The sequence below is a fragment of the uncultured Pseudokineococcus sp. genome, assembly GCF_947495735.1.
Classification (GTDB): Bacteria; Actinomycetota; Actinomycetes; order Actinomycetales; family Quadrisphaeraceae; genus Pseudokineococcus.
In genome coordinates this window covers 1-16420 of the sequence record NZ_CANMAA010000025.1, presented here as the reverse complement: position 1 = coordinate 16420, position 16420 = coordinate 1, and the positions used below count along the sequence as shown (strand labels likewise).

General features: G+C 71.6%; 16 protein-coding genes. 8 read left to right on the top strand and 8 right to left on the bottom strand.

What is annotated here, in order from left to right:
* Positions 1 to 180 (top strand): Rv3235 family protein (locus Q0848_RS18595; protein ID WP_299040297.1); only part of this gene is annotated, 180 nt, incomplete at its 5' end.
* Positions 181 to 234: 54 nt separating this feature from the next.
* Here Q0848_RS18595 and Q0848_RS18590 read toward each other — a convergent pair.
* The 3 genes from Q0848_RS18590 to Q0848_RS18580 all read right to left on the bottom strand — a co-directional run bounded on the left by Q0848_RS18590 (position 235) and on the right by Q0848_RS18580 (position 1667).
* Positions 235 to 768 carry a hypothetical protein gene (locus Q0848_RS18590; protein ID WP_299040295.1) on the bottom strand — a complete coding sequence of 178 codons (534 nt, stop codon included), beginning with the start codon at positions 766 to 768 and terminating at the stop codon, positions 235 to 237.
* Between the two features lie 13 nt (positions 769 to 781).
* Entirely contained in the window at positions 782 to 1378 is a 597-nt protein-coding gene (locus Q0848_RS18585; RefSeq protein WP_299040293.1) for a hypothetical protein, read from the bottom strand.
* Between the two features lie 130 nt (positions 1379 to 1508).
* Positions 1509 to 1667 (bottom strand): hypothetical protein, encoded by a 159-nt coding sequence (locus Q0848_RS18580; protein WP_299040291.1) that lies wholly within the window; start codon positions 1665 to 1667, stop codon positions 1509 to 1511.
* A gap of 164 nt (positions 1668 to 1831) precedes the next feature.
* Between Q0848_RS18580 and Q0848_RS18575 the strand changes: the two genes are divergently transcribed.
* From Q0848_RS18575 to Q0848_RS18560, 4 genes are all read left to right on the top strand, one after another.
* Positions 1832 to 2302, top strand: coding sequence for a DUF3846 domain-containing protein (locus tag Q0848_RS18575; protein WP_299040288.1), 471 nt, complete (start codon positions 1832 to 1834; stop codon positions 2300 to 2302).
* Positions 2303 to 2380: 78 nt separating this feature from the next.
* Positions 2381 to 2686 (top strand): hypothetical protein, encoded by a 306-nt coding sequence (locus Q0848_RS18570; protein WP_299040286.1) that lies wholly within the window; start codon positions 2381 to 2383, stop codon positions 2684 to 2686.
* Positions 2687 to 2768: 82 nt separating this feature from the next.
* Entirely contained in the window at positions 2769 to 3416 is a 648-nt protein-coding gene (locus Q0848_RS18565) for a hypothetical protein (protein ID WP_299040284.1), read from the top strand.
* A 76-nt stretch (positions 3417 to 3492) separates the two neighbouring features.
* On the top strand, positions 3493 to 4497 hold the full coding sequence (locus tag Q0848_RS18560; RefSeq protein WP_299040282.1) for an HNH endonuclease: 1005 nt from the start codon (positions 3493 to 3495) through the stop codon (positions 4495 to 4497).
* Between the two features lie 7 nt (positions 4498 to 4504).
* On the opposite strand, the gene Q0848_RS18555 is transcribed toward Q0848_RS18560, so the two are convergent.
* The 4 genes from Q0848_RS18555 to Q0848_RS18540 all read right to left on the bottom strand — a co-directional run bounded on the left by Q0848_RS18555 (position 4505) and on the right by Q0848_RS18540 (position 13216).
* Positions 4505 to 5176 (bottom strand): hypothetical protein, encoded by a 672-nt coding sequence (locus Q0848_RS18555; protein ID WP_299040281.1) that lies wholly within the window; start codon positions 5174 to 5176, stop codon positions 4505 to 4507.
* Positions 5173 to 11187: a hypothetical protein gene (locus Q0848_RS18550; RefSeq protein ID WP_299040279.1), complete on the bottom strand. Its 6015-nt coding sequence runs from the start codon at positions 11185 to 11187 to the stop codon at positions 5173 to 5175. Before Q0848_RS18550 ends, Q0848_RS18555 begins: the two co-directional genes overlap by 4 nt.
* Before the next feature lie 222 nt (positions 11188 to 11409).
* Entirely contained in the window at positions 11410 to 11835 is a 426-nt protein-coding gene (locus tag Q0848_RS18545; RefSeq protein ID WP_299040277.1) for a hypothetical protein, read from the bottom strand.
* A 592-nt stretch (positions 11836 to 12427) separates the two neighbouring features.
* On the bottom strand, positions 12428 to 13216 hold the full coding sequence (locus tag Q0848_RS18540) for a hypothetical protein (protein WP_299040275.1): 789 nt from the start codon (positions 13214 to 13216) through the stop codon (positions 12428 to 12430).
* A gap of 356 nt (positions 13217 to 13572) precedes the next feature.
* Here Q0848_RS18540 and Q0848_RS18535 point away from each other — a divergent pair, with 356 nt between their 5' ends.
* The 3 genes from Q0848_RS18535 (at position 13573) to Q0848_RS18525 (ending at position 15381) form a co-directional block, all read left to right on the top strand.
* The gene (locus Q0848_RS18535; protein ID WP_299040273.1) at positions 13573 to 14247 is read left to right on the top strand and encodes a hypothetical protein; all 675 of its coding nucleotides are present in this window, start codon (positions 13573 to 13575) and stop codon (positions 14245 to 14247) included.
* Positions 14244 to 14513, top strand: a complete 270-nt coding sequence (locus Q0848_RS18530) for a hypothetical protein (protein ID WP_299040271.1) — start codon at positions 14244 to 14246, stop codon at positions 14511 to 14513. Before Q0848_RS18535 ends, Q0848_RS18530 begins: the two co-directional genes overlap by 4 nt.
* Positions 14514 to 14604: 91 nt before the next feature.
* Positions 14605 to 15381, top strand: coding sequence for a helix-turn-helix domain-containing protein (locus Q0848_RS18525; protein ID WP_299040269.1), 777 nt, complete (start codon positions 14605 to 14607; stop codon positions 15379 to 15381).
* Positions 15382 to 15386: 5 nt separating this feature from the next.
* Here the strand turns inward: Q0848_RS18525 and Q0848_RS18520 are convergent, their stop codons facing one another.
* Complete coding sequence (locus tag Q0848_RS18520; protein WP_299040267.1) at positions 15387 to 16376, bottom strand: IS110 family transposase; 990 nt, start codon at positions 16374 to 16376, stop codon at positions 15387 to 15389.
* Positions 16377 to 16420: the final 44 nt, after the last annotated feature.

The following is a 16420-nucleotide window of genomic DNA, read 5'->3' as shown; positions in this document are numbered from 1 at the left end:
CTGCGCCCGGCTCGCAGCCAGCGGGCCGCCGTCGTCCGGCGCGTGCGGATCACCCACCCCGCCGACGGCGTCGTCGAGGCCGCCGCGGTCGTGATGGACACCGACCGCGTGCGCGCCGTCGCCCTCCGCCTGGAGGGCTGGGACACCCGCTGGCGCCTCACCGCACTCGAACTGGGGTAACGACGAGGCCTCCTGCGCGCCCACTGCTCAAGCGAATGGCTCTACGAAGTCCGCTTACGCACTCGGCATGCGGACACCGCTGAAGCGCCGCCACTTGATGAGTAGTTCTTGGGCAGCACTTCTCGCCTCGCGCCGACTCAACCCCATGCTGCGGTAACGATGTTCGAGCAGTTTCTGCACCATGGGCTCCCAAACTTTCTCGAAGCCTGTCTTAGGAGTCTCGATAAGGAGGCGGGGATAATGCAACGTGTTTGTCATGTGATCACCCAGCTCCCCATGCTGTAAAAAGAATGCTTGTATATTAACGACCTGGTCGACCAAGCCCGCGCGCGCAGGCACTTGGAAGGCTATGGCGACTTCAAGCTCGATGGGTCGTTGGAACGTCAGGCGCAAAGCCACGCCGCCATCTATCTTGCCCCACGCTGACAAGCAATCCCCCTGGCCTAGGAACCGATGCACCCGCACAAGCTCTTCGACCTCGGGGTGACTTGACATGTCAACCATGACGACGGGCACCAGGCGGCCACCGGCAACTAGAGCCGACATCAAGGCCCCATCAGCAACCACAGGCAGAACGACCCGGGGCATGGGAACACGCTGACTACTGACTGCCTGTTTTGCCATAGGGTTCCACGTAGGCTTCCTGCACGAAGGCTGTAGACACGCTGTAAGCAGTCCCGAAGGTGTCCTCGATGACTAGCCGTAGATGCTCTACGGGTTTTCCGTTGAGCACTGCTTGCGGTACGGCAATCTCTATGCGTCCATGTATGGTTTCCCGCGGCGCCAAAAGCGTGGGCATCCCGAGATAGTCGCCCTCTGGTTGTTGTTTCCCAGGCGCCGCCCAACGAACCTTGGTAGTAACGAGCCGATCATCACCGACCTTGTAGTCGAGCCGCAATTCCGCACTAGCCAGCGAGTTGGGACGGTCCGACAGGTTTCGCACCACTAGGTCGAATGTATAGACGCGAGTCTTGCGCCCAATCTTGCAACCGCCCGACACGTAGTCGATCTTAATGGCCGGCAGATCTGCCAGCGCCTGTGTTTCAGCTGCAGCCGTCGCCTTGCGGCCCTGCCTTTCCGCACTGCGTGTGTACAGAAGCGTGACGAAGGCTATAAGTAACGCGGCGACGACGCCAACGCCGCTCAGATGGCCCATCAACCAATCGGTCACTTCGACCACAAGTGCGCGCCAATCCATGCACAGTCTCCCTTTTTGGAAAACCTGCGCGCCGATGTGCGACCAAGTGCGACGCGACGCGCGCCGTCCGTGATCCCGTACGCGAGGGTCAAAGCCTAACGGTTCGACTACTGAAAGGTGGCCATCGGCCTCAACGCCTGTCGATGAGCGCGCAGGACGGCCCCTCGTGGTCGAGGAACGCCTGGAGTGGGTCGACGTCGGCCACGGCCCAACGCGAGTGCTCCACGCCGTCCCGACGGCGCGCGTCGAGCTCATGGCCGGCGGCGGTGACGTACAGGCATAGGTGCACGGCGCACATGGTGCGTGGCCGGGCGGCCACCGCGCAGTCGCCGCCCACAGGCATGCCCCGGGGCGACGAGCCGGCCGTCACCCCCAGCAAACCGTCCACGCGAGATCTGTCCACAGGTGACATCTAGCCTTGTGGTTGTCGGATGGGGCGGCTATTCTCTTCACATGGCCGCTAACCAGCCCACCGCCGGAACTACCTACCTCGGCACGACCGCCACCGTCACCGCCGTCCTCATCGCCTGCGACGGCACCGCCACCCGCCAGACCCTCGAGCGCAAGGACGACAGCCTCCTCAGCGCCCTGCAGACCGCCGTCGAGGGCAACTTCGACGTCATCGGCGCTCACGCCGACGGCGACCAGGTCGACGCCTGGGTCAACGACGAAGGCATCTACACCCACGGCCCCAACCCGGTCGCCTGCGTCCTCATCGCCGCCGCCCACCGCGCCCCCGGGCGCCCCATCTACGGACCGGTGCTCTTCACCGGCACCGCCGACGCCGCCGGAGACACCACCGGCCTGACCGACGAGCAGGCCGACCACCTCGTCAACTACGCCGCCACCCTCACCCGCCAGCCCGACGACCTCGCAGCCATCACCGACTGGTGCCAGCGCATGACCGCCCCCCTGCGCTCCTGAACCGCCCTCCGCCCGCGCGACTCCCCCCGCGCGGGAGGAGGGCCCACCCCGCACCACCGAGCCACCAGGGAGCCCCCAGTGCCCACCCAGCCACCCCCGCAGCAGGCAACCGAGCACCTCAGCCCCGCCCAGCAGCGCGAGCACGACGCACCCGCCATCGCGCTCGCCGAGGCAGGCGCCTGGGTCGAGCTCGCGGCCACGACGCAGCGGGTCGCCTACACCGGCAGCCTCTGGCCGCTGCACGGCGCAGCCACCTTCGTCGGCCTGTGTGCCTGCCCCTCCTGCGTCCGTGACGGGGAGCGGCACCACACCCGAGCGGTCCTCGTGGCCGCCAACGGCACCGTGCTTATGCACGTGCGCCCCTACTTCTTCTGCCCCTACTGATCCCCGCGCCCCGCGGCAGCCAGCCCGGAGGCCGCGGGCCCGGCATCATCGACCCGTCCTCAGCACCTGCCAGGGAGCGCCCGTGACCACCTCGACGCACGCTCCCCACAGCGCGATGGGCGCCCTCCTCGAGCCCGAGCACCTCGCCCACGCACTCCGCCTCGTCTTCGGCCACAACCGCCGCCGGCCCAGCCGGCCCGACCTCGAGGCGGCTGCGCCAGCGCTCGGCATCTCGACGCGCCAGCTGCAGCGTTGGCTCGCGGGCACCGCCACCCCCAGTCCGGCGTCCACGGCCCGGCTTGCTGCCCTCCTGCGCCCCTCTGAGGAAGTCCGTGCTCGGGAGGCGTCCGACGTCGACTACGCCCGTCGAGCGAGCGCGGCGATGGCCCTACCTCGAGGGCGCGGCATAAAGCCGAAGTGGCGACTTGAAGGCTGGCACCACAAGCACACCGTCTACGTCCTCCATCACCCGACGCTGGGCGTATCCCGGGCGGCTCTCGTGGGCCCCGGACCGAAAGCCCTCGAGGCTGCTCTTGCGCTGACGCCTCGACCTCCAGGCGGGCACTGGCGCATTCTGGAGGTCAAAGAGGTGAAGAACCACTTCGAGGGCATCATCGAGCGCGCACGTGTCCTAGGCGGTCACGACGCTATGCGAGTGCTTCTCCCGGGCAGCCTTATGCGCCGGTCAAATACCATGTGCTGGCTCGCCGACACAGGAGAGTGTCGGTGAGTTGCGTCCCGCGGCATGGCGCGCAGCGCAGACTGGTCAGAAGAACGATGGTTCTCCTTCGGCGAGGGAGTCAGCTATGAGCGTCCGCTATTCGAGTGGGGACAACACGGATCTCAAGTTCGCGCTATGGATCGTTTGGGACAGGCGGTGTTACTGGCGCAAGCACGTTATCGACTCCGAGGTGCTTGAGATTGATCACATCGTCTCGCAGCAGCATGCGGCGATGGACGCGAAGTCGGATGATCCGGTGTTGCCAGACGGTTTCGACGTGCACGCTGTTGGAAACCTCGCGCCCATCTGTCGTGACTGTAACGGCGGTAAGGGCGGCGGCGACTTCACCATGACCGGATGGGTCGTGCAGATGCGGTCGAAAGCGAAACGCCTTGCGCCGAAGGTGGAGGCTGAGGTCGCATCAATGAAGGCGGAGCCCAATCTGGTCCGAGCTCTTCGGACGGTCATCAACGTGCGGGATGCCAATAGGCGCGCCGCGAAACTGATCAAGACGCAAGGCGGCGCCGTAATGCAACGCATGTATGACGCAGGGGCGCGTCTCGTGCTGGCGGAAGAAGTGGAACTCCCGGCAGAGACGCTGGGAGGCTTCGACATGGTCACTATCAGCACTATGTTGAGTGAAGACAGTCGTATAACGCGCGTAATCTTGGCGGACGTCTGCGGTGTCACGTGGGATGGACTGCTGCTGGATGTCGCCGGCGCAGTGGCAGACGACGTCGTCGACGAGGTGCTGCCTGAGATCATGCGTCAGGTGCCCGAAAGAGTGGGCGAACCCGACGCATACGTCGATAGGAAGCGGTTGGCTCTTACGGTCACAAGTGTTACCCGCAAGCGGCTACCCGACGCGCTTGAGGTGGAAGTCATATTCGATGTTGCGGCCGAGGTGGTCGCTGACGTCAGCGTCGTAGGGATCGATGGGACCGGTCTTGACGACTTCACTGGCGAGGGAGCCATTGAGAGCGCGTGCTCCCTGGTGATTGTCTGCGACCTGGACACGTACGGGCCCGTCGAAGTGACGTCGGACAACATCATGTTTTCGCGGAGTGTCATCTACACGGACGTCTCCTAGCGGCCGCTCACTCCCACCCAAGGTTTTCCACGGACTGGAAGTGCCAGTTGGACTGGTAGTTGTCGTGCCAGGTGTCGTGGAGCCAGTCGGCGGCACCGGCGTTGCCGCGTTCGATGTAGGCGGCGCGGAGGTCGTCGAGGTCGTCTGAGCTGATGTCGATGCTGGTGGTGCGGTCGCGGTACTGCTCGTCGTTGGAGGAGCGGACCCCCTGGCGGCCGGACAGGCTCACGGAGCTCGCGAAGCGGGGTGGGCGGGCGGTGCCGGCGGCCACGGACGCGCGGACGGCGTTCTGGCGGCCGCGGCGGGTGGACACGGCCTGCCGGGCCCGGCGGGACAGGTCCGCGGCCGCGGCGCCTCGAGGGGCGCGGGTCTCTCCACGTGACCACCGCTGCAGCTGGCGGACCGAGACGCCCAGCGCCTCGGAGGCGGCGCGCAGGTCCGGGCGGGAGGGGTCGCGGCTGGAGGGGCCGAACGCGGCCATCAGCTGGCCGCGCAGTCCACCGCTGGTGGGGGTGGCGTCCCGGCGGCCGGTGACGAAGCCGAACACCCGGTCGGAGAACCCCGAGGACGACACGACCGCGTCGGGCAGGTGGTTGCCGGTGCGGGACTGCTGCGGCGGCTGCCGCACCCGCCCGTCACCGCGGCCGCTGCCGCTCCCGCGGCCGGTCGACGGGCTCACGCGACCTCACTGCCACGCGCGTCGTCGTCCGCCGCCGGCGGCGCCGCTGAGGCGGTCCAGTCGTCCGCCGGCGTCAGCAGGTCCGCCTCGGAGTTCTTCCACGACCCGCCGTCGAGGGTCGGCAGTTGGGTGGCCAGCGGGCCGGACAGGTAGGGCTTGTACCCGCCGAGCGTGGTTCCGAGCTTGGCGCCGAGCTTGCCGGCGGGGTCGGCGTGCCCGGGCCAGGCGGCCGCGGGGTCGCGCTCGTCGCTGGCGTAGAGCACCGCGTCGATGCGGGAGACCGCGACCGGCCAGGTGCCGGTCGCCGTGCCGATGGCGTTGACGGTGTGCAGCACCGCGACCCGGGCGGTCGCCTTGACCGCGTGGTTCCAGTAGGGCTGGTGCCACTGGCTGCCCCTGGACCCGCGGGCGATCAGCCAGCCCAGGAACTGCTTGTAGAGCGCCTTCATGAGCCGCTCGACGGCCGCGGCGTCGGGCCCGCCGAGGGCCTGCAGCTGGCGGCGGGCGGCCGACAGGTGCCGGTAGGCCGGCTCGAGCAGGCGCCCGGAGCGCTCCCGGGGCCAGACCCAGGCCTCGAGGACGTCGACGTCCATCCCGAGCGTCGTGGTGGCGTAGGTCAGCGCCGCGGTGGTCACCCACCGCGGGCGCCCGGCGGCGCTCTGCTTGCCCCGCAGAGCGGAGCCGGTGGGGTCCAGCAGGTTTGGCGCCATCGTGTTGTCGGTCTCGGGGATCTCCACGAGCCACCAGCCCGCGCGCTTGGGGTCGAAGGCCAGGCCCTGCGGGTGGTGGTCGGGCGCACCGACGCCCAGGACGGCGTTGGACATCGCCGCGAGGTAGGAGCCGTTGCGGTCGTAGGCGTGTACGAAGGCGCGGTCGGTCTCCTCCTGCGTGGGCGGGCGGGTCCAGTCGAAGTCGGGCTCGAGGTTGCGGTTGCGCCCCGGGGCGACGTCGTCGTAGTCGACGACCTGGGCCCAGGCCTCGCGGTGTGCGCGGGGCATCAGCACGCGCACCAGGTCCTGCATGGTGCTGATGGCCGATCCCGACCAGGTCGATCCCATCGTCTGGGCGAACAGCTGCAGCCGGGTGACCTGGTCGGTGGGGGCGACGTCGGCGCCGAAGACGTCGCTGCACAGGCCCGGGTCCATCGCCGGGGTGTAGAGCACGGTGATCTGGGCCCGGTCCAGGTGCGCCGGCCGCAGCCGCAGCTGCCCGCGCAGCCGCGGCGCCCCGTCACCGCTGCCCAGGACCCAGCCGTCGGCGACGGCGTCGGTCAGCGCCGACGTCGCCTCGGCGGCCGCGGCGAGCGCGGCCTCCCGCTTGGTCCAGTCCTCGACGGGGTCGATGACCGGCACCCCGAGGTGGGCCCACATCGCCGGGGTGGGCACGACCTGGCCGGGCGCCTGGTCACGCCAGGACAGCACCGGGCCGCGCAGGCCGAGCTCGCGGCCGATCTGCTCCAGGTGGCCGACGTGCTGGACCGTCAGCGGCAGGGGCCGGCTCGTGCCGTCGGGCAGGTAGACCCGGTCGACGTCGACGACGGCCACGGCGTGCCGGGCCTCACCGGCGGCCGCCGGCGCTGCGGCCGCCGGCGCCCTCGAGGCGCGGGGACGAGCAGCGCGCTCGTCCGGGCCGGACGTCGACGTCGCCGGTGCCGGTGCCGGTGCCGGTGCCGGCTCGACGGTGGCGTGGCTGGGCGGGGTGGTGTCCTCGGTGTCCTCGTCGCGCTCCCACTCCGGCCGGCCGCCGGCGGCCGCGGCGGCCGCCAGGTAGTGGTGCTGCCGCTGGGCGAGGGTCAGCCGCTGCCAGTGCGAGGGCCGCCAGGGGTAGCCGCCGTCGAGGGTGAAGCTCGTCGGGGTGCCGCAGCAGCTGCACGGCTGGGCCTGCTCGGCGCGGCGGGGCCGTCCGATCATGCCCTCGGGGTCGCTCAGCACCAGGTCGGACATCGTCGTCTCCAGGGTCTGCTCGTCGGTGGTGCTCTCCAGGTGCTCGAGGTCGCGGCCGTCGACGACCTCGCCGTCGCTGACCTGCGAGCCCGGCAGGGCAGCGACGACGTCCACCGCGGCCGCGGCCACGGCGGGGACCGGGACGTCGACGTCGACCTCGTGCTGGTGGCGGTGCTCCTCAGGACCCGCGGGGCCCTGGACGGTGCTGGCCGCGGCGGCGGCCGGCATCAGCGCCGGCGCCGGGTCGAGTTCGCTCGGCGTCGGCAGGTCCAGCGTGGACGGCGAGGAGTCCTCCGCCGGCGTCGCCGGCGCTGGCTGCGGGCCGGTGTGCGGGTCCTGCCCGCCGGGACCGCCGCTGGGACTGCCGCCGTCCTCCTGCTCAGGGTCGTCCTCGCCCAGCAGCCGCGCCAGGTCCAGGACGTAGACCTTCTGCCGGCGCGTCCTGCCGGTGGTGGGTGACTGCTCGCAGTGGATCTCGCGGTCGAACTGCCGCCGCCCGCCCGCGGACGGCACCAGCATGATCTTCTCGGCGACCAGGGCGTCGACCGCGTAGGAGACCGTCGAGGCGATCGGCTCCTGGGTCATCGCGCTGGCCTCGTGCAGGGCATGGTCGAGCTGGTCACGGGTGACCAGCAGCTGCGGCCGCGTCGTGGTCGCCGGCTGCGGGTCGACCCAGCCGAACTGGACCGCCTGACGGTCGGGGCGCCACTCCACCTCGTGCGGAGGAGCCATCGCCGCCAGACCGGGCTGCCAGCCGAGCCCGCGGGCGCCGGTCTCGGGGCACTGGCCCGTGCGCAGGTCGCGGGCGTACAGCTTGCCGGCAGACAGCGCGTGCGCCAGCAGCGACCCGAAGCGCTGCCCGGTGGTGGTGGGCAGGTCGGGGTCCTGGGCGGCGCCGACGGCCTCGATCAGACCGGCGTGCACCCGCTCGAGCCACTGCTCGCGCTCGTGGTGGCTCAGCGCGCCCCGCTCGACCAGGAAGCCGGTCATCGTGACCCACCCCGCCCAGCAGTGCGCGACCGACTCCCGCTGGCGCTCGTCGGCCTTGAGGCCCTCGCGCTTGAGGCGGGCCTGGAACTCGGTGCGGGCGTGCTCGGTGCGGGCGACGTGGCCGGGGTAGTCGCCGGCGAGCCACTGGATCATCGAGGACGTCAGCAGCGCCCGGGCGTGCCGTGAGGCGTAGTGGTCGAGGTGGAGGTAGGTCTCCAGCTCGATCTCGCCCTTGCGCAGCGGCACCACCAGCGAGCGGGTCTGCGCGGCGCCGACGGGCGGCACGACCTCGCTGGTGATCAGCACGGTGGCCGCCGGGGTGGGGCTCTGGCGCACGGTGTTGTGGTCGCGGGGGTTCAGCCGCAGCTTGGCGGTCTCGTTGAACAGCAGCTGCAGCCGCTGCCCGAACCGCTTCTGGACGTCGGCCACGCTGCCGTCGGTCAGCGAGACGTCGTCGAGCAGCGCCAGCGCGTGCCGGGCCCGGGCGATCGACACGACCAGCGCGTTGGCGGTGTCACCGTTGGCGGTCATCGACCCCAGTGGCCGGTTGCGGTCCCAGGCTTCGCCGTAGTGCTGGGTCAGCAGCGCCGCGATCGAGGTCTTCAGCGAACCCGGGCCGCCGGCCAGGACGGTCGTGAACGGGTTGCGGTGCACCGCCGCCTTGTAGGTGGTGCCCAGCAGCGGCGCGGCCACCCGGGCGGGCAGCAGGTCCATCAGCGCCGCGGAGTCCTGCAGGAACGCCTGCCGCAGCCGGGCGGCGTCGGTGCTGGGGTCGGGCAGGTCGTAGCGCTCGTGCGGCCCGGTCAGCAGCGTCGAGGCGTCGGCCCACCCGTCGGCGCCGATCGACCCGCGGGCGTGGAAGTAACGCCAGCCACCGTCCTCGTCGAGGTGCCACCCCGTGGCCAGGTGCAGTCGGCGCATCGCGGTCTCGGTGCTGGTGATCCGCATGGCGTCGGTGATCTCCAGGCGCTGGGACAGCCCGGAGCGGTAGTACAGGCCCTTGATCGGCAGCATCGACAGCCACGAGGCGTCGCGCAGCGACTCGTAGGGCACCCGGATGCAGACCCGCTGCTCGGTGCGGGGGTCGAGGTAGGACAGCACCGCGTGGGTCGGCTCCGGGGTGGCGAGCACCTCCTCGCGGGGGGCCCGGTCGGTGTCCTGCTGCTCGGCGGCGGCCTCGATCAGCCCGTCCATGTGCACCACGTCGTCGCCGTCGTGGGCGGTCTCGACCGCCTCGAGCTGCACGGCGACGCCCAGCAGCAGCTTGAACAGGCCCTTGTCCTCGTCGGTGACCTTCACCAGCTGGCCGTCGAGGACCTCGTACTTCTCCCGCTTGATGACCGCCTGCGGGTCGCTGCGGCCCAGGAGCGCACGGTCCTGGGCAGTGGACGCTCGCCGGGGGCGCGGGACCGCTGCGGCGCTGGTCACGACTTCCGGCGCTTGCTGGCCGTCTCCCCCGCCGGCCTCACCACCGGGTACGTCAGCGGCAGGCCCGCCGGCTCCGGCGGTCGTCGCGGGCGCCTGAGCCAGCAGCGGCTCCAAGTGCGCGGTGGTGCTCGGCGGCGGCTGCACGCCGGCGTGCCGGTGTGCCTCCAGCGCCCGGTGCTGGGCCGTACGCACCTGCCCCTCGAGGGTGTCGACGGCCAGGTCCCACCGCGGGTCCTCACCCCGCGCGACGGTCGCGTCGACCAGCACCGTCCGCGCGTCCTCGACCACCGCCAGCAGCCGCTCGTAGGCCACCTGGGCGTGCCCGGCCCACGACCGCGCGTACTGCTCGTGCTGCGCGGCGGTGCTCGCGCGCACCGCCTGGTGAGCCACCCGCGACGAGCGCAGTTGCTCGAACAGCCCGGGGCGAGCCCCGGGCACCAGCGCGACCACGCCGTCGCCGTCGGCGACGACCTGCTGGCTGCCGCGGGCCAGCGCCGCCTCGTGGCGCAGCAGCGCCTCGAGCTCGCACTGCACCAGCCCGCCGTGCTCGTCCCCCAGCACCCGGTGGCCCTTCTCGACCTGAGCCCTCAGCTTCACCAGGACGACGTCGACCTCGACGAGCTCGTCCAGGCGGTGACCGGCCGACAGGTGGTCGTGCAGGTCGGACTTGGGCGCCTCGAGCGCGGGCAGCACCAGCCGCAGGCTCGCGGCGACCTCGGTGAGCTTGCGGTGCAGGTCCTCTCCGCGCTGGTAGCCGGCCAGGTCCCGGTCCAACACTGCGACAACGTTCGCGCCGCGCAGTGCTTCGGCGGCCACCGGGGACAACGCGCCGGCGCCACCGGTGTTCGTGGTGGCCACCACCCCGGCGTGCTCGGCGGCCTCGACGTCCTTCTCCCCTTCGACCAGCCACACCGGCTGGCCGTCCGCGACCGCCTGCAGCACCTCCGGCAGGCGGTACAGCACCGGAGCGAAGCCGTCCGGCGAAGACGAGACCGTCTTGCCTCGCGCGTCGACGTAGGACTGCTTGAACTGCTTGGCCCCGCACGCCTCGTGGCGGTCGGCCCCCGTACCGACGGGGCGCACGCAGTGCAGGCGATGCACCTCCTGCACCAGCGCCGCGTCCGCGTCGACGTAGGCGTAGGTCGCGACCTCCTCCCAACCGTGCACCTGCCCCGCGGTCGGCTCCGGCGCCGGCAACGCCAGCATCGTCTTGGGCTTGGCGCCCAGCCGCCGGCCCTTGCCCGCCGTGCGCTCCGTGCTCGAGCGACCAGCCCGCGCCGTCATCGACCGGCGCCGCCGGTCGGCCGGGGTGGGGCAGTCGCGGACGTCGGCGTGCCGGGTCCCGTCGTCGCAGCGAGAGCACTCCGGGGGCTCGTCGTACAGGTCGACCAGCGACAGGCCCAGCGCGTCGAGGATCGCGGGCGTCTCGGCTCCGCACCCGAAGCACCACAGGGCGGTGCGCCCCTCAGACCCTCGCCAGGTGACGTGCAGCGACGGGGTGCGCTCGTCGTGAACCGGGCAGAGCACCTTGACGTCGTGCTTGCGCTGGGCCGGTGCCCGCCCGGTCGCCTCAAGGGCGTCGAAGACCCGGCCCAGGGACGACTGCGGACCCCACCGCCGCGCCGCCGGCGCGTTGGTCGAGGCGCTCAAGCTGCACGTCCGACCCGGCCGCCACGAGGCGGACCCAGGGGACGACTCGCCACCCCGTCGGGGGTGGTCAGAGCAAAGAACGGCGTTACCATGCTGAAGTCCTCAGGGTTGGAGTCCTTGGACAAGGGAAGAACCCGGGCGCGTAGCCACCACGCACTCGCCCAGATGTGTTGACGAGGCCCCTCAGTCGCCGGCCAGCGACTCGCAGGGGCCTCGTCGCGTCTACGCCCCCATGACGAGCTCCTCCTGGCGCGCGATTGGGCGGACGGGCTCAGGCACGCTCGAGGGGCGGCCGTAGGCACCCCGCAGCAAGTGCTCGAGGTACGCCGAGTAGGTGATGTTGCGGGCGCGGGCCTGCTCGACGACCTGGTCAGCGAGGTGCTGACGCAGCTTGACCGCCGTCCGCGCGGGCGGGGCGCCGAGGTCGACGTCCACCTCTCGCTTGAGTGCAGGCAGGCGCACGTCTTCACCGAGCTCGCGGGCGACCAGGAGGTCGACGAGCTCGATGACGGCGACCATGCGGCGGTAGGCGTCGCGCTGCACGAGGGCGGCCAGCTCAGGCTCGAAGCGGGGACCGAAGGTCTGCCGAGGGCCCTTGCTCGGGCGGCCACCGCGAGAACGCATCGGTGCCGGGACTCGTGCCTCCATGCGCACACCCTCGCCCCAGGTATTAGCAACCACCGGGAGGCGCGCCTGTCGGCGTGTCGCACCTTTCGGTGGTTCGCAGGCGCGGAGCGCCCGCCCGCTCGACTCGGGGTCCTCACACCAGGGGTAGGCCCGACGGCGGCCGTGGTGTGACAGACGACTTCGTGACCCGCGGTGAGACCCCGTCGCAGACGGCTCTGCAGCGATGGGTCGATGTGGTGGTGAGCCACTCCTGGTGCCTGGCCGCGCCGCCGTCGTCATCCTCCGCGCTGCGGCCGCTGGGCGAGGTCAGGAGCCAGCCAGGGCGCTATATCGCGTATCCGACGCGTGGGAAGTGGCGCGCACGGCGCGCACACGGTGTTTGCGCAGGTCAGCGCCCTGATCGACTGCTCGCCACCTCGCCGGGGCGCTTCGGCGCGGGTGGCGCGCAGCACCGGGCTTCGAGGAAAACCCCAGGTCAGCGGCCTAGAGGCTGCGCGCCACTTGGACCGCTCAGGGCCCGTCGAGGGGTGAAAGACGCACTTCTGCGCAGCGAGGGTCAGAGACACCCCGCCGCACGCCCGCCGCTGTGTCGTCCGCCAGGTGTCCGCCCTGGTCAGCGCAGCAGGTACGCGTCTCGCCCGACGCGTCGCAGTACGGGGCAGAGGCGGGCCAACTGCAGCGCCGAGGACGGCGCGTACCCCGCCTCCCGCAGCGCTACCGCCAGATCTTTCGTGCGCATCGGCCGGCCGGCGGCCCGGACCGCCTCGGCCATCACCATGTCGCTGCGGACCCCCAGCTCCGTCAGGCACCGCAACCCACCGACCGCGCTCCCACTACTGCTCGCATCGTCGTCGGGGACCAGGAGGCCCTCCGAGACCAGCCACGCCACCCACACCCACGCGGGCGCTACCTGGTCGACGTCGACCCCTGCCCGGGCGCTCGGCGGTACCCGCGAGACCGCTTCGACCACCGCCTCATGTAGCTCGGCCGGGGCGTAGGCGCGCACCGCCAGCAGCCGCACCACCGTGGAGGCGACCAGGTGCCGCTGCCCTCCACGCCCGCTGCGCCGCCAGCACCACCACGACCCGTCCCCGCTCTGCAGCACCGCCCACCGCATGTCCCGGCCCAGCGCCCACCGCGCCACAACGAAAGGCACTCCTGCCGCCGCCGCGACCGCCTCCAGCGGGACGACGTCGACGCCACGTACGACCGCGGCCGCGGCCGCACGCACGCTTCCCTCAAGTGCGGCCCTGCCTGCTGGGGCGAGCACCACGACCCCATCGGCCTCGACCAGTTGCGCCCGGCACGCGACCCCCACGACTTCGGCTACCCGCAGCAGCCCACCCGGGTGTACACCGCCGGTGCTGACTCCCGCCGCGCGGGCCTGCTCGAGCGTGCGCACGGGTCCGTCCTCGAGCACCCGCACGCCCCTCGAGTACGCACCCCGGCGGGCCCGTCGACATCGCCAAGATCCGGACCTGGCCCAGCAGGTCCCGCAGCCACGACCTCGTGAACCCCGCCGCCTCTGCGGCAACCCCCGCCGGCACCGGACGCCCACCGTCCACCCCCAGCAGGTGCGCGCTGAGCATCGCCCACAGGTCTGGGCGCACCGGCGCCACCCGCGCCAGCAGCAGACCCACCGCCACCTCCAGCGGACCCGGCGCTGCAGGCGACGCAGGTGTCGCGGGCGGACCAGTGACCACGCCCAAGCCGACCACGCGCCCACCACCCCGGCACAGGGCCCGAGAGACTGAACCTGTGCCCGCTGCCCGCGCCCCACGAGCTGCCACGCTCGAGCTCGCCGAGGTCCCGCGAGGGCCGGGCAGCCCCGCGGTCGAGGACCGCGCCCACTACCTGCCCTGGCTGCGCGGACCGCGCCACCAGTTCGAGTTCGTCGTCGACGGCACCCACCTGCGCGACCTCCTGTCGGCCGTCGACGTACCCGATGACACCGACGGGCTGGGCGATCCCTTCGACCTCGTTAGCGTCGCCGACCCGACCTGGCCCGCCCCCGCGGCCACCGGCCTACGCCGCCTCGCCTGCGTCCAGGCCCGCGTCGATGCCGACTGGCCCCTGGCGTCCGGGCGTCTGCCGCTCTACGTCTGCCCCATGTGCGCCGACCTCGCCTGCGGAGCGGTCACCGTCTACGTCGACCACACCCAGCCCGGCCAGGTCACCTGGCCCGCCCTGCGCCACGAGAACGGTTACAGCCCCGACGACGAGCTCGACCTGTCCGCGGCCGGCCCGTTCGTCTTCGACGCCGACGACTACCGCGCCACCCTCCTGGCGCCCGTCGCGCACCTGGAAGCCCTGGCCGCCGACGAACGAGCTGCCGAGAACACCCGCCGCCGCACGCAACCTCGGCGACGCCCTCTCGGGCTCCTCCAACGCCTCATGTGGCCTCGACGGCGAGCTGACCAGGAGACGCGATGAGCCGCGCCAGGTCCGTTCCACTCCCCAAGGACAAGCCGGCTTGTCCCCTGGACCTGGCTGACACCGCCCACCGGGAGTGGGACATCGTCATGATCCGCGACCAGCGCTGGGTCCGCGTGAGCACCGGCATCACCGACGCCGACGAGGTCCGCCGCCAGCTCGACTGGTACCGCCTGGGCAACCGCTCGGTGACCTTCCATGTCATCGAGCGCACCACGACCCTGCGCGAGGTCCTCGTCGACGAGGACGCGCTCCTCCGCCCCTGACCGACGACGGACCATGGCGCTGAAGTCCGTCCCGCAGAGGATCGGCGGTCTCAGGGGGTCGTCGCAACACCCCTGCTGAGAGGTGTTGTCGATGTCGAGGCGGAAGCACGAGCAGTGGTTGCGGCAGGAGAAGTTCTGGGAAGGGGCCCGGGCCGGGCTGACCTGGACGGCGGCCTGTGAGGCTGCCGGGGTGGACAGGGCTCAGGGCTACCGGTGGCGTCGGGCCAGGGGCGGGCGGATCCCGCCGGCGCCGCGGGAGGTCAGCGGCCGGCTGCTGAGCCTGGAGGAGCGGCTGCGGATCGCCGACCTGCACCTGGCCGGGCAGAGCGTGCGGGCGATCGGGCGGGCGCTGGGCCGGGCCCCTTCGACGATCAGCCGAGAGCTGACCCACGCCGGGGTGCCGACCGCCGGGCCGGGCCGGGCCCGCCCCCACCGCGGCGGCGCCGGCGGCGGGGCGGGGTACGAGCCGTACACCGCCCACCACAACGCGGCCGCGCGGGCTAAGCGCCCGAAGACGATGAAGCTCGGGGACCCCGTGATCGGGGCCGAGCTGAGTGCGTACGTGAGCGAGAAGATGGATCTGCGGTGGAGCCCGGAGCAGATCTCCAGCACCCTGCGCGAGACCTATCCCGAGCGGCAGGAGCTGCGGGTGTCCCCGGAGACGATCTACCAGTCCCTGTGCGTCCAGGGCCGCGGGCATCTGCGCACTGACCTGCACAAGCAGCTCCGCTCCGGGCGGGCGCAGCGGCGCCCGAACACCGCCGCCGCACAGGGGTCGTGGTCGAAGATCCCCGGCGCGATCAGCATCAGCGAGCGGCCGCCCGAGGCCGCCGACCGCGCCGTGCCAGGCCACTGGGAATCTCAATGACCGTGTCAAGCCGCTGGGGCCAGGGGTGCGGTTGCTGACTCGCGGTAGGTGGTGCGGTCGCGCAGCATCGCCCACAGGGTGCTCAGGCGTCGTCGGGCCAGGGCGATGAGTGCTTGCTTGTGGCTCTTTCCTTCGGCGCGTTTGCGGGCGTAGAAGGCTCGGGAGGCGGCGCTGTTCTTGAGGCTGGACAACGCCGCGAGGTAGCAGGTCCGCATCAGGCGACGGTTGTATCGGCGTGGTCGGTGGTGGTTGCCGCTGATGCGTCCGGAGTCGTACGGCGCAGGGGCTAGGCCTGCCATCGAGGCGAGCCGGTCGGCGGTCCCGAAGGCCGTCAGGTCGCCGGTGTTGGCGATGAAGGTCGCCGCCAGCAGCGGCCCGAAGCCGGGCATGCTGATGATGATGTCGGTGTCGTCGTGGCGGGCGAGGTGCTCGGCGATCTCGGCGTCCAGGGCGGCGATGTCGGCGTCCAGGGCTGTGATCTTGGCGGCGAGGCGGGCGACGAGCACGGCGCCGGTGGCCTGGGTGGGCAGGGTGGTGTGCTGGGCGTGGGCGGCGGCGAGGGCCTTGTCGGCCATCGCGGCGCTGCCCCGGCATCCGCGGGCGCGCAGCCACGCCGCCAGCCGGGCCGTGCCCAGGCGCCGGAGGGCGTCGGGGGTGGCGTAGCCGGTCAGCAGCGTCAGCGGGGCCTTCTTGGAGTAGTCGAAAGCCGCTTCCAGGGCGGGGAAGTAGTCCAGCAGCAGGGCCCGGAGCCTGTTGATCATCCGGACCCGGTCGTAGGTGAGGTCCGTGCGGTACGTGGTCAGCAGGCGCAGGTCGGTGCTGGCCTGGTCGCCGCCGCGCACCGGCTGCAGGTCCCGGCGCATCCGGGCCTGGTCGGCGATGATCCGGGCGTCCTTGGCGTCGGTCTTGCCATCCCCGCGGTAGGTCGCCGCCGCGTGGTGCACGATCCGCCCGGGGATGTAGTGTCTCGTACCGGGTCTGATGGAGGCTCTCATCGCACGGGAGGATGAGAGTCATGGCAGCACCGAGGAAGTACCCG

Bases quoted from the DNA above. Each gene is read 5' to 3' on its own strand.
- Q0848_RS18545 (WP_299040277.1), bottom strand. From the start codon at position 11,835: ATGGAGGCACGAGTCCCGGCACCGATGCGTTCTCGCGGTGGCCGCCCG.
- Q0848_RS18585 (WP_299040293.1), bottom strand. From the start codon at position 1,378: ATGGATTGGCGCGCACTTGTGGTCGAAGTGACCGATTGGTTGATGGGC.
- Q0848_RS18575 (WP_299040288.1), top strand. From the start codon at position 1,832: ATGGCCGCTAACCAGCCCACCGCCGGAACTACCTACCTCGGCACGACC.
- Q0848_RS18530 (WP_299040271.1), top strand. From the start codon at position 14,244: ATGAGCCGCGCCAGGTCCGTTCCACTCCCCAAGGACAAGCCGGCTTGT.
- Q0848_RS18520 (WP_299040267.1), bottom strand. From the start codon at position 16,376: ATGAGAGCCTCCATCAGACCCGGTACGAGACACTACATCCCCGGGCGG.
- Q0848_RS18590 (WP_299040295.1), bottom strand. From the start codon at position 768: ATGCCCCGGGTCGTTCTGCCTGTGGTTGCTGATGGGGCCTTGATGTCG.
- Q0848_RS18560 (WP_299040282.1), top strand. From the start codon at position 3,493: ATGAGCGTCCGCTATTCGAGTGGGGACAACACGGATCTCAAGTTCGCG.
- Q0848_RS18525 (WP_299040269.1), top strand. From the start codon at position 14,605: ATGTCGAGGCGGAAGCACGAGCAGTGGTTGCGGCAGGAGAAGTTCTGG.